21 protein-coding genes are annotated in these 17,135 nt (G+C 47.2%); 7 read left to right on the forward strand and 14 right to left on the reverse strand.

Annotated features, from left to right (window positions below; genetic code table 11):
• The first annotated feature begins 2 nt into the window (after positions 1-2).
• Genes hisH through hisIE form a run of 4 tightly spaced genes read left to right on the forward strand, consistent with a single transcriptional unit; the run spans position 3 to position 2,774 of the window.
• Positions 3-620, forward strand: coding sequence for an imidazole glycerol phosphate synthase subunit HisH (gene hisH / locus KIU71_RS13745; RefSeq protein WP_214131864.1), 618 nt, complete (start codon positions 3-5; stop codon positions 618-620).
• On the forward strand, positions 620-1,357 hold the full coding sequence (gene hisA / locus KIU71_RS13750; protein ID WP_214131865.1) for a 1-(5-phosphoribosyl)-5-[(5-phosphoribosylamino)methylideneamino]imidazole-4-carboxamide isomerase: 738 nt from the start codon (positions 620-622) through the stop codon (positions 1,355-1,357). The genes hisH and hisA overlap by 1 nt, the downstream gene beginning before the upstream one ends.
• Positions 1,339-2,127 carry an imidazole glycerol phosphate synthase subunit HisF gene (hisF, locus tag KIU71_RS13755; protein WP_214131866.1) on the forward strand — a complete coding sequence of 263 codons (789 nt, stop codon included), beginning with the start codon at positions 1,339-1,341 and terminating at the stop codon, positions 2,125-2,127. The genes hisA and hisF overlap by 19 nt, the downstream gene beginning before the upstream one ends.
• Positions 2,128-2,129: 2 nt before the next feature.
• A complete protein-coding gene (hisIE, locus tag KIU71_RS13760) occupies positions 2,130-2,774 on the forward strand; it encodes a bifunctional phosphoribosyl-AMP cyclohydrolase/phosphoribosyl-ATP diphosphatase HisIE (protein WP_214131867.1) in 645 nt (214 codons plus the stop codon).
• On the opposite strand, the gene KIU71_RS13765 is transcribed toward hisIE, so the two are convergent.
• A complete protein-coding gene (locus KIU71_RS13765; RefSeq protein ID WP_214131868.1) occupies positions 2,754-3,647 on the reverse strand; it encodes a LysR substrate-binding domain-containing protein in 894 nt (297 codons plus the stop codon). The genes hisIE and KIU71_RS13765 overlap by 21 nt on opposite strands.
• 134 nt (positions 3,648-3,781) lie before the next feature.
• On the opposite strand from KIU71_RS13765, the gene KIU71_RS13770 reads away from it, so the two are divergent.
• The 3 genes from KIU71_RS13770 (at position 3,782) to KIU71_RS13780 (ending at position 5,923) form a co-directional block, all read left to right on the forward strand.
• Positions 3,782-4,531 (forward strand): glucose 1-dehydrogenase, encoded by a 750-nt coding sequence (locus KIU71_RS13770; RefSeq protein ID WP_214131869.1) that lies wholly within the window; start codon positions 3,782-3,784, stop codon positions 4,529-4,531.
• 140 nt (positions 4,532-4,671) lie between these two features.
• Positions 4,672-5,307, forward strand: coding sequence for a signal peptidase I (lepB, locus tag KIU71_RS13775; protein WP_315853297.1), 636 nt, complete (start codon positions 4,672-4,674; stop codon positions 5,305-5,307).
• A gap of 175 nt (positions 5,308-5,482) precedes the next feature.
• Positions 5,483-5,923, forward strand: a complete 441-nt coding sequence (locus KIU71_RS13780) for an Hsp20 family protein (protein ID WP_214131870.1) — start codon at positions 5,483-5,485, stop codon at positions 5,921-5,923.
• A 144-nt stretch (positions 5,924-6,067) separates the two neighbouring features.
• Here KIU71_RS13780 and KIU71_RS13785 read toward each other — a convergent pair whose 3' ends face one another.
• The 13 genes from KIU71_RS13785 to KIU71_RS13840 form a co-directional block, all read right to left on the reverse strand.
• Complete coding sequence (locus KIU71_RS13785) at positions 6,068-6,466, reverse strand: MAPEG family protein (protein ID WP_250207508.1); 399 nt, start codon at positions 6,464-6,466, stop codon at positions 6,068-6,070.
• A gap of 60 nt (positions 6,467-6,526) precedes the next feature.
• Positions 6,527-7,171, reverse strand: a complete 645-nt coding sequence (gene adk, locus KIU71_RS13790) for an adenylate kinase (RefSeq protein WP_214131871.1) — start codon at positions 7,169-7,171, stop codon at positions 6,527-6,529.
• A 199-nt stretch (positions 7,172-7,370) separates the two neighbouring features.
• Positions 7,371-9,293, reverse strand: coding sequence for a molecular chaperone HtpG (htpG, locus tag KIU71_RS13795; RefSeq protein WP_214131872.1), 1,923 nt, complete (start codon positions 9,291-9,293; stop codon positions 7,371-7,373).
• Positions 9,294-9,413: 120 nt separating this feature from the next.
• Positions 9,414-10,019 carry a recombination mediator RecR gene (gene recR, locus KIU71_RS13800; RefSeq protein ID WP_214131873.1) on the reverse strand — a complete coding sequence of 202 codons (606 nt, stop codon included), beginning with the start codon at positions 10,017-10,019 and terminating at the stop codon, positions 9,414-9,416.
• Positions 10,020-10,093: 74 nt separating this feature from the next.
• Positions 10,094-10,252, reverse strand: a complete 159-nt coding sequence (locus KIU71_RS13805) for a YqaE/Pmp3 family membrane protein (RefSeq protein WP_214131874.1) — start codon at positions 10,250-10,252, stop codon at positions 10,094-10,096.
• Positions 10,253-10,463: 211 nt separating this feature from the next.
• Complete coding sequence (locus tag KIU71_RS13810; protein WP_214131875.1) at positions 10,464-10,790, reverse strand: YbaB/EbfC family nucleoid-associated protein; 327 nt, start codon at positions 10,788-10,790, stop codon at positions 10,464-10,466.
• Between the two features lie 16 nt (positions 10,791-10,806).
• The gene (dnaX, locus tag KIU71_RS13815) at positions 10,807-12,864 is read right to left on the reverse strand and encodes a DNA polymerase III subunit gamma/tau (protein ID WP_214131876.1); all 2,058 of its coding nucleotides are present in this window, start codon (positions 12,862-12,864) and stop codon (positions 10,807-10,809) included.
• A gap of 6 nt (positions 12,865-12,870) precedes the next feature.
• Positions 12,871-13,407, reverse strand: a complete 537-nt coding sequence (apt, locus tag KIU71_RS13820; protein ID WP_214131877.1) for an adenine phosphoribosyltransferase — start codon at positions 13,405-13,407, stop codon at positions 12,871-12,873.
• Between the two features lie 15 nt (positions 13,408-13,422).
• Positions 13,423-13,551 carry a hypothetical protein gene (locus KIU71_RS17960; RefSeq protein ID WP_261348343.1) on the reverse strand — a complete coding sequence of 43 codons (129 nt, stop codon included), beginning with the start codon at positions 13,549-13,551 and terminating at the stop codon, positions 13,423-13,425.
• A 79-nt stretch (positions 13,552-13,630) separates the two neighbouring features.
• Complete coding sequence (locus tag KIU71_RS13825; RefSeq protein ID WP_214131878.1) at positions 13,631-14,389, reverse strand: HvfC family RiPP maturation protein; 759 nt, start codon at positions 14,387-14,389, stop codon at positions 13,631-13,633.
• The gene (locus KIU71_RS13830) at positions 14,386-15,237 is read right to left on the reverse strand and encodes an HvfB family MNIO-type RiPP peptide maturase (protein ID WP_214131879.1); all 852 of its coding nucleotides are present in this window, start codon (positions 15,235-15,237) and stop codon (positions 14,386-14,388) included. Before KIU71_RS13830 ends, KIU71_RS13825 begins: the two co-directional genes overlap by 4 nt.
• A 101-nt stretch (positions 15,238-15,338) precedes the next feature.
• Positions 15,339-15,899: an HvfA family oxazolone/thioamide-modified RiPP metallophore gene (locus tag KIU71_RS13835; protein WP_214131880.1), complete on the reverse strand. Its 561-nt coding sequence runs from the start codon at positions 15,897-15,899 to the stop codon at positions 15,339-15,341.
• A 193-nt stretch (positions 15,900-16,092) separates the two neighbouring features.
• A complete protein-coding gene (locus KIU71_RS13840; protein ID WP_214131881.1) occupies positions 16,093-16,872 on the reverse strand; it encodes a substrate-binding periplasmic protein in 780 nt (259 codons plus the stop codon).
• Between the last annotated feature and the right edge of the window lie 263 nt (positions 16,873-17,135).

Consider the following 17,135-nt stretch of genomic DNA (forward strand, 5'->3'; position numbering starts at 1 on the left):
ATATGGCTGCTGGGCTTCGCAAGCAACAAATTGTGATTGTGAATACGGGCTGCGCTAACATCGCGTCAGTCAAATTTGCGTTTGACCGCCTTGGTGTTGATGTTGATGTCAGTGACAACCCTGAGATAATCACGCGGGCCGATAAAGTCATTTTACCCGGTGTTGGCAGTGCCAACGCTGCCATGGCCAGTATTCATGCTAAGGGTTTAGCGCCCACGCTACGCGATTTGACTCAACCTGTACTTGGTGTTTGTTTAGGTATGCAGTTGATGGTGAGCTGGTCGGCTGAAAGCACGTCATTACGCAAGGAGTGTCTGGATCTTATACCCGGTGCGGTAGAGCGCCTAGAGGCAATAGGTAAGCGATTACCGCACATGGGCTGGAATACCGTTACACCAACGCATCAGAACGATCTATTCAAAGGTATTGATGCGGGAAGCTATTTCTATTTTGTGCACAGTTTCGCAGTCAAACCGTTCGCAAATACATTGGCAACGTGCGAGTACGGCAGCACATTTTCGGCGGCCATTCAGCGCGATAATTTTTTTGGCGCTCAGTTCCATCCTGAGCGCTCAGGTCCTGCAGGCGCTAAGCTTCTGAACAATTTTGTGAGTTTGTAATGATAATTCCAGCAATCGATCTCATCGACGGTAAAGTCGTCCGCTTATTTCAAGGCGACTATGCGCAAAAAACAGATTATGCAGTCAACCCCATTGATGTCGTCAGTGACTACGCCGAACAAGGTGCTCAGTGGTTGCATATCGTTGATTTAACCGGCGCAAAGGATACTGACAGGCGTCAGTTAGCCTTGATAAAAAGTATGGTAGAAACGGGAAAAATGCGATTTCAGGCCGGTGGTGGCATTCGCCATGAAGCAGATGTTAAGCAACTGCTCGATATCGGTGTCTCGCGCGTCGTTATTGGCTCGCTAGCGGTTAAACAACCGGATGTGATACGCCAGTGGCTCACCACCTATGGCGGAGAACGTATTGTACTGGCACTTGATATTAACATTGATGCACAGGGCAACAAACTCATCGCCACACACGGTTGGCAAGAAAACAGCGGCGTGGCTCTCGACGACTTACTGGGGGACTTGTTAGCGTCTGGTGCTCAGCATGTTCTGTGCACGGATATCAGTCGCGATGGCACTCTCGCCGGTGCCAACCATCAATTATATACAGAAATGAGCGCTCGCTTTCCTACCGTCGCATGGCAAGCGTCTGGGGGGATTGGTTCACTAGACGATATCAGCGTATTAAAGCCTACCGGGGTAAAAGGCGTGATCCTCGGACGCGCCCTGTTAGAAGGTAAATTTACTGTCGCGGAGGCTATTCAATGCTGGCAAAACGCATAATACCCTGCTTGGACGTGAAAGATGGCTTGGTGGTAAAAGGCGTCCAATTTCGCAACCACGAAATTATCGGAGACATCGTTCCATTAGCCGAACGCTATGCGCAGGAAGGTGCTGATGAGCTAGTGTTTTATGACATCACCGCATCCAGTGATGCACGGGTTGTTGATAAGAGTTGGGTGAGCCGTATTGCGCAAGTGATTGATATCCCTTTTTGTGTGGCCGGAGGTATTAAATCGGTTGAAGATGCCGGGCGTATTCTGGCAATGGGCGCCGATAAAATCTCGATTAATTCGCCCGCACTGAACAATCCTGACCTCATTAATCAACTGCATGATATTTACGGGCAACAGTGCGTTGTGATCGGTATCGATAGCTTCTTTAACGCCGAAACCGGTCAGTATGAAGTGCATAAGTTCACGGGTGATGAGAGTAAAACTCAGCAAACCCAATGGCAAACAGTGGATTGGATCAGAGAAGTCCAACGTCGCGGTGCTGGTGAAATTGTACTCAATTGCATGAATCAAGACGGTGTGCGCCAAGGCTACGATATCGAACAGCTTAAGGCAGTGCGCGCAGCCTGCGATGTCCCACTCATTGCATCTGGAGGTGCTGGCACCATGCAGCATTTTGCGGACGCGTATCAGCAAGCAGATGTTGATGGTGCACTGGCCGCGTCCGTGTTTCACAAGTCAGTGATCAGTATTGAAGCACTCAAGCAATTTTTACGTGAACAGAACATCAGTATTCGAACCGATTTTGCGAAGGATTAATCATGGCTTTTACCGTCACACACGATACGCTGGCTAACCTGGCGTGGGATAAAATGAACGGGCTGCTGCCTGCTACCGTGCAAGATGCTTTCAGCGGCAAAGTATTGATGCAAGGATTTATGAACACAGACGCGGTGCGCGAAACGCTCAGTAGCGGTCGTGTTACGTTTTTTAGCCGATCCAAGCAACGCTTGTGGACCAAGGGGGAATCGTCCCAACACTACCTGAACTTAATTGATATCAGTGCAGATTGTGACAGCGATTCACTGTTGGTTTTAGCGCAACCTCAAGGGCCGACCTGCCACACCGGAACAGAAAGTTGCTGGAGTCAATCACCTCCCCCAGCCGTGACTTTCATCGCTGACTTAGAGCGTCTGTTGGCCGCTCGTAAAGGAGCCGATCCTGACAGCAGCTACACAGCATCATTGTACGCAAAGGGAATAAAGCGTATTGCACAAAAAGTCGGCGAAGAAGGGGTGGAAACTGCGCTTGCCGCGACAGTGCAAGATATCGACGAGCTGAAAAATGAATCAGCCGACCTGCTCTATCACTTATTGGTATTGCTTCAGGCCAGTAACATCGGCTTAGAAGATGTTGTCGGTGTACTCAAACAGCGCCATGGGCAGTCATCGCGTCACAGCGACTAGTGTATCAATGAACCACTGATGCGCTGAAGAGCCCGCAAAGTCATTGTGCCAGACTAAATGCGTTGTCGTAAACGTATCCGGCGCCACAACGGGGCAAGTTGTAGTCACCACTTGGCATGAAGATAAGAAGCGCTCCGCAATGCGCTGGGGCGCGGTGAAGATAAGGTCGGTGTTTTCTACAACACTGCCAGCGGGTGAAAACTGGTTGATGATCATACCAATGTGGCGGGTTCTCCCTAGCTTCGCTAACGCTGTATCAACGAAACCACGCTCATCGCCCTTCGGGCTAACCAACAAATGTCGTGCTGCGCAATAATCCTGCATTGTTAAGTTTTTATGCGCGAGCGGATGTTGGGCAGACAGAACACAAACATAGCGGTCTTCTATGAGCACGTGACTTGCGAAACGGTTAGGAATTTCACCAAAAGCCGACACGGCAAAATCCACCTCTTGCCTGTCGAGCTGCTCCAACGCCCTGCCTGCGGTTGGCCTAACTCGAACACTCATGTTTGGCGCTCTTTCGGCCAACGCTTTCGCTAACGGTGCGGCGATGACTGACGTAAAGTAATCGTGTGCCGCGATTCGAAATGTACGTTCTGAAGTGCTGGGTTCGAATCGCTCGGGAGACAATGCACTTTCAAGCATGGCAATAGCTTGGCGGATGGGCTGAGCTAACTCGACAGCTCTCGCCGTAGGAGCCACTCCGCTAGGCACTTTGACAAATAATTTATCACCGATGCTATGCCTTAAGCGAGTTAACGCGTGACTGACCGCTGGCTGCGACAAAAACAAGGTTTCTGCCGCCTTGGACACATTGCGTTCTGTCATCACGACATCAAATACCTTCAATAGATTTAAATCGATATTCTTCATACGCCCCATTATGCAAAATTTTAATAATAGTTAGATATTCTTTTCATTTCAAACATGACTATGCTGCCAGTAGAGTTAGCGTGTCATTGGCAATAGATGACAATGAATAAACTCACTTTATAGAGGATACGACAATGCAAAAATTAACGGGTAAAGTCGCCGTGATCACTGGCGGTAATAGTGGTATCGGGCTGGCGACTGCGCAGCAATTTATTGAGCAAGGTGCATCAGTTGTCATCACAGGCAGGGATCAGCGCACGCTGGATCAGGCCGTGAATGCACTGGGCGAAAATGCTTATGCCGTCAAAAGCGATGCAACGGATCTTAAGGCGATTAATGCGCTGGCTGAAAACATTAAAGCCCAATTTGGGCACATTGATATTTTGGTTGCCAATGCAGGCTCGGGTATTTTCATGCCATTAACGGATGTGACCGAAGCGGATTTTGAACAGCAGTTCGATCTGAACGTTAAAGGTGTGTTTTTTACTGTTCAAGCGCTGGTGCCTTTAATCAACAGAGGCGGATCAGTTATCCTGACGGGTTCAGCAGTGCATGAAAAAGGGGTAGCGACAGGCAGTTTGTACTTCGCCACTAAGGCAGCAATCCGCTCGCTTACCCGCACTCTAGCGAGTGAGCTGGCTGTAAATAATATTCGAGTGAATACATTGAGCCCAGGCATTGTTCGCACAAACTTTGCGTCGAACACCAATCTGGATAACGATGACTTTGAGGGATTTATCAGCATGGTAGAATCTCAAGCACCACTGGGCCGCTCTGGAACTACCACAGAAATCGCGAAAGCCGCAGTATTTCTCGCCAGTGATGACGCTAGCTACATGACCGCGGCGGATTTACTCGTAGACGGTGGCTGGATGAGTGTGTAGTTGCAGTACGATAGGGTCGCCCTCTGCCGAGTTATCTATGACAGTACCCGGTATTGTGGCGATCCGGTACACGACGCGGAGCAACTTTCTAGCCTGGCTGGTGTCAGTAGTTTAATCACGGTAACCAAGGAAATCATTTTGTGAATAACATACTCAAACTGTTCAGGGCCAATATCGGCTTCATTACTTTTATGCTTCTTCTGTTTGCGTGTCGCAGTAGTATTGCAGACTGGTATCACGTGCCAAGTGGTTCGATGCTGCCCACCATTGTTGAAGGCGACAGAGTTTTTGTGGACAAAATGGCCTATCGTCTTGATGTGCCGTTCACGGATATCGCCATCATGCAGACTGGCGACCCACAAAGAGGCGATATCGTCACCTTTAATTCAGAAGCAGCAGACATTCGCTTGATCAAACGGATTATTGGCCTACCCGGAGACCGAATAGCGATGCAAGATAACCGTCTGTTTGTGAACGGTGAGGCGGTCGAATATGAAATGTCCAAAGACCAGTTAGTTGAACACTTGCCCGGGCACAGCCACGTTATGCAATTGACAGAAGCCACAAGCAGTTTGCGAACTTTTGGCTACATCGATGTGCCTGACAACCATTATCTGGTGCTAGGTGATAACCGCAACCATAGCGTCGATTCCCGAGTGTATGGTTTTGTTCCACGACATGAATTGAGTGGCAAAGCGACCCGCGTATTGGCTTCGTTTGACCTCGATAATTTTTACATCCCCCGAGGAGACCGTTGGTTTATTGCACTGCGTTAATGGCGCAACGCTGGCATTAAAATATTTTTAATTTTTTTTGCTTAAGGGTATTGAAAAGTGTGTGTCAGCACATAAATTACAGTTGTCGGTGCTCAACAGAGGCCGTCAAAACCGCCGCCGTCGTTGAACGGGGCACATTAACTTAAACATATTGCTTAATAGAAAGGATATGACTATGCGTACTATTGATTTATCACCACTTTATCGTTCATTTATCGGTTCGGACCATCTTGCTGCATTGGTAGATGCTGCTACTCGGTCTGAAAAACAAAGCACTTATCCTCCTTACAACATCGAGCTTTTAGCTGATGATAAGTATCGTATTACCATGGCTGTTGCTGGTTTTGGTAAAGACGACGTGAGTATTGAAGTGCAAGAAAATTCACTGCAAATCAGCGGCACCAAAGAAGAAAAATCTTCTGAGGAGCGCAAGTTTTTACACAAAGGCATTTCTGAGCGTAGTTTCGAACGCAAGTTCCAGCTCGGTGACCATGTGAAAGTGCTCGCAGCTGATTTGGAAAACGGTTTGCTACACATTGATTTAGAGCGCGTCATTCCAGAAGCGAAGAAACCGCGTAAAATCGAAATTGGCAGTAATTTGCTCGAAAACAAATAATTTTCGAACAAAGCCAGTTACGGTGTAGTGAGCCTGAGAAAAATCCTCCCTGGATAGTTTCTCACTGGTAAACAGAAAAACGGCGCTCATTGAGCGCCGTTTTTTATTGCTAGGCCGCGTTGTTGATCGCGGTACACGCTTTGGTTAAAAATAAAGCCAAAACAAATTAAAGCCGCTTAATACAATAATTGCCGCGAAGGTGCTCAACATACCAACCACGCGTTGCCAGCTCGCGCCAGAATGGTGTCGCAAACCATAGGCATGCGCCAACCGGCCAAACAAAAGTAGAATTAAGGCAATGTGCACTGTCCAGTAATATTGCGTATTCAGTTCTAGGCACAGCGCAAGAATGAGCGTCAACGGTACGTATTCGGCGAAATTACCATGCGCCCGTGATAATCGCAGTAAAGCAGCATCACCACCATCCCCGAGACTCACTTTTGCGCTTCGACGCGCGTTGACAACCAATATAGACAGGTACAGATAACAGACGGCCAGTAGACTGGCGTAGAAGCCGGTGATTTCAAGACTAATTGGGTGCATAGCAACCTTCCCACGCGCGTACTTTTAAACAAAAAAATAGGGCCTATCGCCCTATTTTCGCTAACCTAATAGACCAGCCAACTGGTCGCTCACCTCGGCAACGGGCTTAGTGCCATCGAGTCGATGATAATGGCATTTTCCGTCTTGTGCTGCTTGTTGATAAAAATCAACGAGGGGCTTGGTTTGCTGATGATAAATGTCTAACCGCTTACGTACTGTTTCTTCTTTATCATCGTCGCGTATCACCAAATCCTCGCCCGTTTTATCATCTTTACCCTCTTCTTTGGGCGGGTTATAAACCACATGATATACACGGCCAGATTCTGGATGCACTCGGCGCCCACTCATTCGTTCCACAATCACATCATCGGACACGTCAAACTCGAGCACGTAGTCAACTTTAACACCGGCCTCTTCCATCGCTTCCGCTTGTGGGATGGTTCGAGGGAACCCGTCCAATAAAAAACCATTGTCGCAATCGGGTTTCGCGATACGCTCCTTTACCAGCCCGATGATAATCTCATCCGAGACTAACTTACCTTCATCCATGACTTTCTTCGCTGCCAAGCCCATTTCGGTTCCCGCTTTAATCGCAGCTCTAAGCATGTCGCCCGTGCTAATTTGAGGAATATCGTAGCGGCCCATGAGAAATTGAGCCTGTGTGCCCTTACCCGCTCCCGGGGCGCCTAAAAGTATGATACGCATTGATGCGTTCTCCGCTAATTTTTATTGTCTGCTGGCACTTTACACATTCAGAGTTACAGTGACAAGCCGAACCCAGTGATATTCATTTGGGTTGGCGTAAATCATTGCAAAGCAGTGGATAACAGTCAATTTTGCAAATCACATAGAAAAGCGAGCGTAAACGCTCGCTTTTTAGAGGGTTAAACCTACTTGTTCGAACTTATTTAGACAAGCTCATTAGTAAGGTGTTTAAATTCCGCACAAAGCTAGACGGGTCTTCCAAACTGCCTTGTTCAGACAATGCCGCTTGATCAAATAGCACTTCTGTCCACTGTTTAAACGCCGTTTCGTCCTGCAACTCTGCAAGGTGCTTGATCAACCCGTGTTCCGGGTTGATCTCAAAGTGATACTTCACTTCTGGCGCAGGCTGACCAGCCGCCTGCATTAGCTTCATCATTTGCGTTGTCATGCCATTATCATCAGCGACGATACAGGCAGGCGAGTCCGTCAGACGATGCGTAAACTTCGCTGCAATGATTTTATCACCCAGCGCCGTTTTTATTCTGTCTAGCACACCTTCAACTTGCTTTTCTGCTTCTTCTTGCGCCTTCTTGCTTTCTTCATCATCTAAGTTAGATAAATCAACATCACTGCGCGCGATAGATTGCAAATTTTTGTCTTTATATTCTGTCAGGTGCGACATCAGCCACTCATCAATCCGCTCCGACAGCAACAGCACTTCAATTCCTTTTTTGCGGAAGATTTCCAGGTGCGGACTGTTCTTTGCTGCTTGATAGCTATCCGCAGTCACATAATAGATTTTCTCCTGACCTTCCTTCATGCGTTCGATGTAAGCATCCAGCGAAACGTTCTGTGCACTACTGTCTTCATGCGTAGACGCAAAGCGCAGTAATCCGGCGATTTTTTCGCGGTTGCTAAAGTCTTCAGCTGGACCTTCTTTCAGTACGCTACCAAACTCTGACCAGAACTGTTGATACTGCTCAACATCATTCTTCGCCATTTTTTCCAACATTTGTAACACACGCTTGGTACAACCCTGACGCAACGCCTGCGAAATTTTATTGTCTTGCAAGATTTCGCGGGACACGTTCAAAGGAAGGTCATTGCTATCGAGCAACCCCTTCACAAAGCGCAAGTACGTTGGCATAAATTGTTCCGCGTCGTCCATGATAAAAACGCGTTGTACATAAAGCTTCAATCCATGCTTGTGATCGCGATTCCACATGTCAAAGGGGGCTTTGGCAGGAATATACAACAAGCTCGTGTACTCAGTCTTACCTTCAACTTTGTTGTGAGCCCAGCTCAGTGGATCACCGTAATCATGCGAAACGTGCTTATAAAACTCTTTGTACTCGTCATCAGAAATGTCTGATTTGTCACGCGTCCATAACGCTGTGGCTTTGTTAACCGATTCCCACTCGCCAGGCTGAGCGGGTATCTTTTCACCGTCAGGACCGTCTTTTTCTTCCACCGGCTCTTTCCACATTTTAACCGGAATACTGATGTGATCTGAATATTTGCTGACGATAGAGCGAAGTTTCCAAGCATCCAAGAATTCTGCTTCATCCTCTTTGATGTGCAAAACGATCTCAGTACCGCGTGTCACTTTTTCAATATCAGCGATAGTAAACTCACCCTCGCCTTTTGACGTCCACTCAACTCCACGGTCATGCTCTACGCCCGCTGCACGAGTTCGCACAACGACGTTATCAGCCACGATAAAGGCAGAGTAAAAACCGACGCCGAATTGACCAATCAGCTGCGCATCTTTAGCCTGATCACCTGACAGCTTACTGAAAAAGTCTTTGGTTCCAGATTTTGCGATAGTACCCAAATTCTCGATCACGTCATCGCGCGTCATGCCAATACCATTATCTTCGATAGTAATGGTTTTCGCGTCTTTATCGACACTTAGCTTAACGTGCAAGTCACCGTCGTTCTCATACAATTTGTCGTCAGTTAACGCTTTAAAGCGCAATTTGTCAGCCGCATCGGCGGCATTTGAGACCAACTCGCGAAGAAAAATTTCTTTATTTGAGTACAGTGAGTGGATCATGAGTTGAAGCAATTGCTTCACTTCTGTTTGAAAACCATGAGTTTCTTGATGCGTCGCTTGCGACATTGGACAAAGTCTCCCTTATCAAGCTAATAATGCGAGAGTGTGTACTCTGCGCTACCGAATTATTTTCAATGGGAGAGGTGCGGTCTAGACTGGTTTTTTCAAGTGTTGTTGTACAAAAATTTACAAGGCTCTGCGGCCGCTGAGTGCATGGCCAAGGGTATTTCCATCGATGTACTCGAGTTCTCCACCGACGGGGACTCCATGAGCAATTCGCGACGCCGAAATAGAGCGTTTACGACACATGTCGGCAATATAATGCGCAGTAGCCTCACCTTCTACTGTGGGGTTGGTCGCGAGAATAACTTCACTGATTGACCCAGAATCCAGATGGGTAGCGAGTAGCTCTAGACCAATTTCGTCAGGACCTATTCCATCCAGTGGCGATAGATGCCCCATTAACACAAAGTAGCGGCCCTGATATTGTGCAGTTTGCTCAATCGCTAAAACGTCTTGTGGCGCTTCAACAATACAGATTGTCTCTGCCGTGCCGCGTACAGGATGCTCACAAATAGAGCATTGCGTTTTTTCTGTGAACGTTCTGCACGAACTGCAATGGTCAATGTGTTCCATAGCATCATGCAGAATACGCCCCAAGCGCAATGCGCCGTCGCGATTGCGCTCGAGCAAAGAAAACGCCATGCGCTGAGCGCTTTTGCCCCCCACGCCCGGGAGTACCCGCAGCGCATCAATCAATTCATTCAACAATGGACTGAAATTAGCTGGCATCAGTTATTTCGCTAAAGACGCCAGCTCGGCTAAGTGAATCAGGGTGACAGGCTGCCTCGCTTACGTGCGCCGGCTTAGCGTTTCGCAATAATATACACCGCATGAATAATCCCAGGGAAATAACCTAAAATTGTGAGTAAAATATTCAGCCAAAACTGGCCGCCTAACCCCACCTGTAAAAAAACGCCGAGCGGAGGCAATAGGATTGCGATGATGATGCGTAAAATGTCCATACTATGTCCTTACTGTTGCAATTAGCTTATTGAAATAACTGGCGCACTTGCGCCTACGTTCTTGCTCATCAGCACTGTAGCAACAATCGAACCAGATAATTTAGCTTTTAAAATCATAAAGTTAACTAGTAGCTACAAATCGCAATCGAGGTATTCCCAGTGACTTTTTCACTCCACCGAGACAATCTTACATAAGCACGTGACGCCCGTGTTAAAACGGCATTTTCATGCCCGGAGGCATTTGCATTCCACCGGTGACCGACGACATTTTTTCCTGAGTTGTTTGTTGAACGCGACGGACTGCATCGTTCACTGCCGCAGCGACTAAATCCTCAAGCATTTCTTTGTCATCGTCCAGTAAACTAGCGTCAACGTTGACGCGACGTACATTGTGATTGCAGGTCATAGTGACTTTGACCATGCCAGCACCCGATTCACCGGTCACTTCTATACTGGCGAGCTCCTCTTGCGCTTTTTGCATGCGTTCTTGCATTTGCTGCGCTTGTTTCATCATGTTACCCATGCCGCCTTTAAACATACTTTGTCCTCTTCATTTAACGGGGAGTGATACTGTCTTCAACCACGTTCGCATTGAACGCAGATAATAAATGATTGATCGCCGGATCATCCTGCGCCACCGCTTTTGCGTGTGCAAGCCGCACGTCATCAATTCGTTGTTGAATTTGAAACGGCGTGTCGGTTGGAATACCCACCTCAATTCGCAGTGATATGGGGCAACCGAACCACTCTTTCAAGCTTTGCGATAACTGTGCTTCAACCGTATTGGACAGCAAATGCTGCTGAGCCTCGGCCAGTAAAAGCGTGATCTCATTATCGTTTTTTTCAAACGTTGAGTTGATTGCCACTTGTTTCACTAAAGCTGCGATAGAAAGCTGATTGACGATGGCAGACCATTCATCGATTTGCGCCGCTTGGATTAACTTATCACCGTTGGGTAAAAAGGCTGAAAGTGACGTCATATCCATCGTCGAATCCGGCAGCGTGGGGGCATTTTTTTCAACAGGCGCTGGCGTCACATCCACGCTATCTAGCTCAACCCGCCCTACCGAGCTAGACGCAGGTACGTCTTCCTTTGACGCATTATCAGGCTTTTTTCCGGTCTCTTTTGCCTCTTCCTGCATACGTTGGCGAAGCGCAAGCATAGCTTTAGTACGCTCAAGAGGCGATGTTGGCGGAGCGGACGCCACAGGCTGTTGCTCTGACGCTTTGGTTTCTTGGCTGGCGGGTGTAGAACGCATCGTTTTAGATTGCTGCTCTATGGTTTGCTGTTCGTAGTCGAGTTGTTCCGCCAGCATTTGCTGATGTCGTTCGTCATCATCATCGCTACTCGAGAAATGAGTTTGAGGCGCATTCTGTTGCATCAGTTCCGAGTCAGATGAACGCGTCGTGTCAACTGAAACTGTTGATGTTTCTGTGGCGTTTGGAGACGCTACGGCTTTTTCATCAGGCTGTGCAGTGCTAAGTGCATTTGCCTGAGTAATCACTTTCTGCGTATCAGAAATGGGAGCAATAGGACTGAATGCGAGCATTCTCAACACGATCATCTCAACACCGCTGCGTGGATCAGGCGCAAACTCAAGGGTGCGCAGTCCATCAACACCGATCTGATACAGCAACTGCACATGTTCGGCAGTGAGCATTTTTGATAGTTGATAGATTGTTTTCGCGTGAGAGGTGTCCAATTTACAGGCATCCGGTACTATCTGCGTTAACGCAACTTGATGCAGCGTGGCGTTTATTTCCTTCAAAATCTGCGAAAAATCTGGCGACTTCTGCGCCACGTCATCTATCACCGCAAATAACTCGTTTGACTGATTGGTTGCAAGTGCATGCAAAATCTTGACGATATGATTCCGGTCTAGTAGGCCGAGCATATCTGTCACAACCGCTTGAGTAACATGATTATTACCCTGTGCAATCGCTTGGTCGGTCAAACTAAGTGCATCCCGCATGCTTCCCTGCGCCGACCTGGCAATCAGTTGCAGCGCCTGAGCCTCATGTTCAATGGATTCCTCATTGAGTACAAATGCAAGTTGTTTGGCGATTTGTTCGCGTGACAAGGCTTTCAAATTAAACTGCAGGCAGCGGGATAAAATGGTGATTGGCAGTTTTTGAGGATCAGTTGTTGCGAGCAAAAATTTAACGTGAGGCGGTGGCTCTTCCAACGTTTTCAGAAGCGCATTGAAGCTGTGTTTTGACAGCATATGCACTTCATCAATCAAATAGACTTTATAATCTCCACGGGTTGGCCGGTATTGCACGTTATCCAGCAACTCACGCGTATCTTCCACTTTCGTGCGTGACGCGGCGTCAATTTCCAATAGATCAACAAAGCGCCCCTGTTCAATGTCGATACAGGTATCACACTTGCCGCAAGGATTAGCGCTTTGGCCTGATTCGCAATTCAAACTTTTGGCGAAGATCCTTGCAATAGTGGTCTTGCCCACACCTCGTGTTCCGGTGAATAAATAAGCGTGATGAAGCCGGTCGTTATCCAATGCATTAGAAATCGCATTAACAACATGCTCCTGCCCTACTAACTCGGAAAAACGGCGTGGACGCCACTTGCGCGCAAGGACCTGATAACTCATGAGATTTTATTCGCCTTCAAATTCGCACAGCGCAAAAGATTGGATCCCCTGTTCACTAAGCTTTGCTTCACCGCCGATATCAGGTAGCGAAATAACGAAACCCGCGTGTTCAACAATACCGCCAAGACGACGGATAAGATTTGCTGTCGCAATCATAGTTCCACCGGTGGCGAGTAAGTCATCTAACATCAGTACGCGCTCACCGGGTTTTACTGCATCTTGGTGAATTTCAAGCGTATCGATACCATACTCAAGCTCATAGCTTTCAGAAATCACCTCACGCGGTAACTTGCCCGGCTTTCGTACCGGAATAAACCCAATACCTAACTCTATCGCTAATGGCGCGCCAAACAAAAAGCCACGAGCTTCCGTACCTGCGACTTTATCAAAATTGAGCGGTTTAAACTGTTCTACCATAAGCGCGATACAGCTGCTAAATGCAGTGTGATCTTCTAGTACGCTGGTTACGTCTCGGAACTGAATACCCGGCTTCGGGTAGTCAGGAATGGTCTTCACGACCGATTTTATATAATCCTTAGTCACAATAAGTCTTCAATGCTAATTACTAAAAAAGAACACGATCCAGCCCAAAATCACGTGCATGAGAGGCAGCGCTAACAGCGTGACCAAAATTGCACCGAAATACCACCAGTTAAATGCTTCTTTGAAGTCGGAGTTATTACCCATGTAATACGCCTTTTGATGAACCGAAAAACAGCGCTAAATGGTAATCGAATGAGGCCAAAAATGACAGTGACAATCGCGTTTAATCGAGCGAGACAATGCCTTTGTCAGAGAAATCGGCAAGGATATCATCCAGTGCGCTGCTAAGCTGTTCGGGTGAGAAATCCGGTAAAGCGGTTTGTAACTCATTGAGTAGCTCGTCGTATTGTACACCCTGATGCTCATGATCTTGTGCTTCGAATTGCTCAATGATGTTGATCAAAAACGCCGTGACTTGATTCACGAGTATAAACTCAACGTTATCCAATGCGTCACGATAGACAATGATAAACACATCATCTGTGGGCGCATCTGGCTGAAAGTCAGCGCTGATTTGATGCACTGGGTAACAATAGCTGACTAAGCTTGCAAGCGGCGAGATACGCAACTGCGTGTTTTCACACAGTGATTTTCCCGCATTGTCAGGGAACCTGCCTTTACGTATAGATACATCAAGTTCAAGCCATTCATAGTGCGCCAAAGCAGGTAGGAATATAGGATCATCACTTTCTAGCTGATATTCCTCTGCGACAAACTCAACAAACTCTTTGCTGATATCGACAAAATACGGTGAGCGACAATGATGTTGTGCAAAGAAACGGCGTGCCAGTCGCAACCAATTTTCACGTTCATAGAGACTGGCTAATACAGGGAAGCTGCTATCAAGAAAGCTGACGATATTGTTAAAGAAGAGTTCCCGATAAATGGTCATTCGACGCTCTTCTGCATCATCATAGGCGTTATTTTCTGGGTCTTTGAGGTGAGCACTAAATTGATGTTGCACCTGACTGAACTCACTCACGCCGAAAATACCTGATGCGCAGTGGAGGCAGATTGACTTAACACATCACCCTGTATCCGTTTGATTTTTTTGACTTCCCCAATCAAATCAGCCAAGGGGGGAATGTTGAAGTCACGTTCTAGCAACGTAGGAAAAACTCCGTGGGTTTCATACGCAAACTTAAGTAATTCCCACACTTGTGGAATTACGTCAGCACCGTGAGTGTCGACCTTCAGGTCATCCGCTTCGTCGTAATGCCCGGCAATATGGCCATAAACCACCTTGCCTGCCGGTATAGCGCTTATGAAAGACTTGGCGTCATAGCGATGGTTTACTGAATTGACATAAACGTTATTTACATCGAGCAGCATCTCACAGCCCGAGCGCTTGAGGACTTCCTGAGTAAACTCCAGTTCTGATATTTCTTGTCCTGGAGCCAGATAGTAAGACACATTTTCCAGCACAAGAGGACGCTGAATAATATCCTGCACTCTTTCAACCCGTTCGACCACATGTGCGATAGCATCCTGTGTAAACGGAATCGGCATCAGATCATACATATGACCATTATCGGAACAATAGCTTAGATGTTCGCTATACACCGATATCGAGTGCTGTCGCAAAAAGCGATTCACATCGTTGACAAATGTCGTATCCAATTTGTCTAAGCTGCCAATCGACAGAGACAATCCATGACTGGTGAATTGATATGCCTGCGTGAGACGCGAGAGTTTTTTCTCGTAGGCGCCGCCGAGAGTCATCCAATTTTCAGGCGCAATTTCCCAAAAGTCGACATCAGATGGCATGGATTGCAATACATCATCCAGCATTTCTCGACGAAGACCCAATCCTGCACCTGTCAATGACATACATTCACCTCTTAAATCTCAAGACACCATGGCTAACGACAAAAAAAGCCGGTACATCACCGGCTTCAAATACATTGCACTTCAGCAACGCGTTACGCTTATTATGCTTGGCCGCCGCACTTGCCTTCGCCACATTTGCCTTCAGTGGCTTTTTTCGCTTTATCGCCGCCGCACTTGCCTTCGCCGCATTTGCCTTCAGTGGCTTTTTTCGCTTTGTCGCCGCCGCACTTGCCTTCGCCACATTTGCCTTCAGTGGCTTTTTTCGCTTTGTCGCCGCCGCACTTGCCTTCGCCACATTTGCCTTCAGTGGCTTTTTTCGCTTTGTCGCCGCCGCACTTGCCTTCGCCACATTTGCCTTCAGTGGCTTTTTTCGCTTTGTCGCCGCCGCACTTGCCTTCGCCACATTTGCCTTCAGTGGCTTTTTTCGCTTTGTCGCCGCCGCACTTGCCTTCGCCACATTTACCTTCTGAATCTTTCTTCGCTTTGTCACCACCACATTTGCCTTCGCCGCATTTGCCTTCAGCAGCAATGGTTTGATAACCCGCTTCTAATGATTGAGCCCCGAAAGGACTGGCGTTTGCTTGCAAACTCACTGTCGCCAATGAACCAATAACCACTGCGCCGAGTGCAGTCGCGATAGATGTTTTATTTACTGATTTCATAATGATAAGTTCCTGCTCTATGGGTGTTAAAATAATCGGTATACGCCTTCCATCAAATAGACCTGAGTGCGACTAGAAATATTTCACGAGGCTCAAAATAATTCTAATTCAGAGCCACACGACCTATATTGCCTTGCTCGACTAGTTGACTTAAAGCGCGTATCGAAAGCCGCCAACCGGGGCCACTAACCCGTTAGTCGTACTGAGAAAGATAATTAAACTGTATCTCTGGGTACATTATAGGCAGTATCTGATTATCGGCCTTGAGCTTTTCAATGGCCTGTGTAATTCGTAGCCTCACTGGTGCACTGATGTCACACCTTTTACACATCCCCAAATGCACACTGCGCCGTTCACTTGTGGTTAACTTTACCGGCAACACACCGAGAGATTCCTGTAAGCGTCGATTCTTTTGAATAATTGAAGCCGTTGACAACGCCGGAGCTATCAGCACATCAATGTGGTCGTAGTAAAGCATTGCTAATCCATTTTCGATACTATCAACTTCAACCATCGTGTTGTTAGTCACCAGTAACGCAAATTCATTGCTATTAAACACATACCCTATTGGAACGCCGATGGTTGCCGCTGTGATGTTGTTAACCTGCGTGGTCTTAACTGAACGCATGGACCGTTTAACGAATAACTGTTCTGGCAGTGCATCGTATAGCGGTATTAAATCCATAAATCTGGCGCGTTCTTCGCTATAATTGATGGCGACAAGTAAGTCGTGTCGCCCCTCGGCAAGGGATGATAGACAATCTGCAAATGTCGCTTCGCGTTCATACAATAGCGTAAACTGAGCTTCTTTAGAAAGCGTTACCATGAAGTCGACTGTAGGCCCAACAACGTCGTTGCCAATAAAAGCGTGACGGTCAGGTAAGTGGTCAACACACCACGTAAGCTCGGGAAGCTTATCAGTGGCAGAAGCAACGGGTAACGATAGCGCTAGCAGTATAGGCAACCATTTCATGATATGGCTATTTCTCAAAAATGCGCAAAACCCTTTAACGCATCAAAGCGCGGTCACTAGGTCGAGCAGATTATTTAATTAACATTCATTTATATCAGACTTTGTCTGAAACATGATATGAATTTATCCGATATTCGTCGTATATTTTCACAGTTCCCTACACAACAGGATTGGCTTCATAGCATCACAGCTTGAGTTATTTGAAAAAGGATTGCTGGCAACCCAAGGAGGTTGCAGCCTTCGCTGCAATGACGTTTCTTTGT

The organism is Alteromonas oceanisediminis, assembly GCF_018474025.1.
Taxonomy (GTDB): Bacteria; Pseudomonadota; Gammaproteobacteria; order Enterobacterales; family Alteromonadaceae; genus Alteromonas_E; species Alteromonas_E oceanisediminis.

Excerpts from the sequence above, each read along its gene's own strand:
- dnaX (WP_214131876.1), bottom strand. The coding sequence starts at position 12,864 with ATGAGTTATCAGGTCCTTGCGCGCAAGTGGCGTCCACGCCGTTTTTCC.
- KIU71_RS13780 (WP_214131870.1), top strand. The coding sequence starts at position 5,483 with ATGCGTACTATTGATTTATCACCACTTTATCGTTCATTTATCGGTTCG.
- hisIE (WP_214131867.1), top strand. The coding sequence starts at position 2,130 with ATGGCTTTTACCGTCACACACGATACGCTGGCTAACCTGGCGTGGGAT.
- hisA (WP_214131865.1), top strand. The coding sequence starts at position 620 with ATGATAATTCCAGCAATCGATCTCATCGACGGTAAAGTCGTCCGCTTA.
- recR (WP_214131873.1), bottom strand. The coding sequence starts at position 10,019 with ATGCCAGCTAATTTCAGTCCATTGTTGAATGAATTGATTGATGCGCTG.
- KIU71_RS17960 (WP_261348343.1), bottom strand. The coding sequence starts at position 13,551 with ATGGGTAATAACTCCGACTTCAAAGAAGCATTTAACTGGTGGTATTTC.
- hisH (WP_214131864.1), top strand. The coding sequence starts at position 3 with ATGGCTGCTGGGCTTCGCAAGCAACAAATTGTGATTGTGAATACGGGC.
- KIU71_RS13840 (WP_214131881.1), bottom strand. The coding sequence starts at position 16,872 with ATGAAATGGTTGCCTATACTGCTAGCGCTATCGTTACCCGTTGCTTCT.
- KIU71_RS13770 (WP_214131869.1), top strand. The coding sequence starts at position 3,782 with ATGCAAAAATTAACGGGTAAAGTCGCCGTGATCACTGGCGGTAATAGT.
- KIU71_RS13805 (WP_214131874.1), bottom strand. The coding sequence starts at position 10,252 with ATGGACATTTTACGCATCATCATCGCAATCCTATTGCCTCCGCTCGGC.
- KIU71_RS13810 (WP_214131875.1), bottom strand. The coding sequence starts at position 10,790 with ATGTTTAAAGGCGGCATGGGTAACATGATGAAACAAGCGCAGCAAATG.
- KIU71_RS13835 (WP_214131880.1), bottom strand. The coding sequence starts at position 15,899 with ATGAAATCAGTAAATAAAACATCTATCGCGACTGCACTCGGCGCAGTG.
- KIU71_RS13785 (WP_250207508.1), bottom strand. The coding sequence starts at position 6,466 with ATGCACCCAATTAGTCTTGAAATCACCGGCTTCTACGCCAGTCTACTG.
- htpG (WP_214131872.1), bottom strand. The coding sequence starts at position 9,293 with ATGTCGCAAGCGACGCATCAAGAAACTCATGGTTTTCAAACAGAAGTG.
- KIU71_RS13830 (WP_214131879.1), bottom strand. The coding sequence starts at position 15,237 with ATGTCATTGACAGGTGCAGGATTGGGTCTTCGTCGAGAAATGCTGGAT.
- adk (WP_214131871.1), bottom strand. The coding sequence starts at position 7,171 with ATGCGTATCATACTTTTAGGCGCCCCGGGAGCGGGTAAGGGCACACAG.
- KIU71_RS13765 (WP_214131868.1), bottom strand. The coding sequence starts at position 3,647 with ATGAAGAATATCGATTTAAATCTATTGAAGGTATTTGATGTCGTGATG.
- hisF (WP_214131866.1), top strand. The coding sequence starts at position 1,339 with ATGCTGGCAAAACGCATAATACCCTGCTTGGACGTGAAAGATGGCTTG.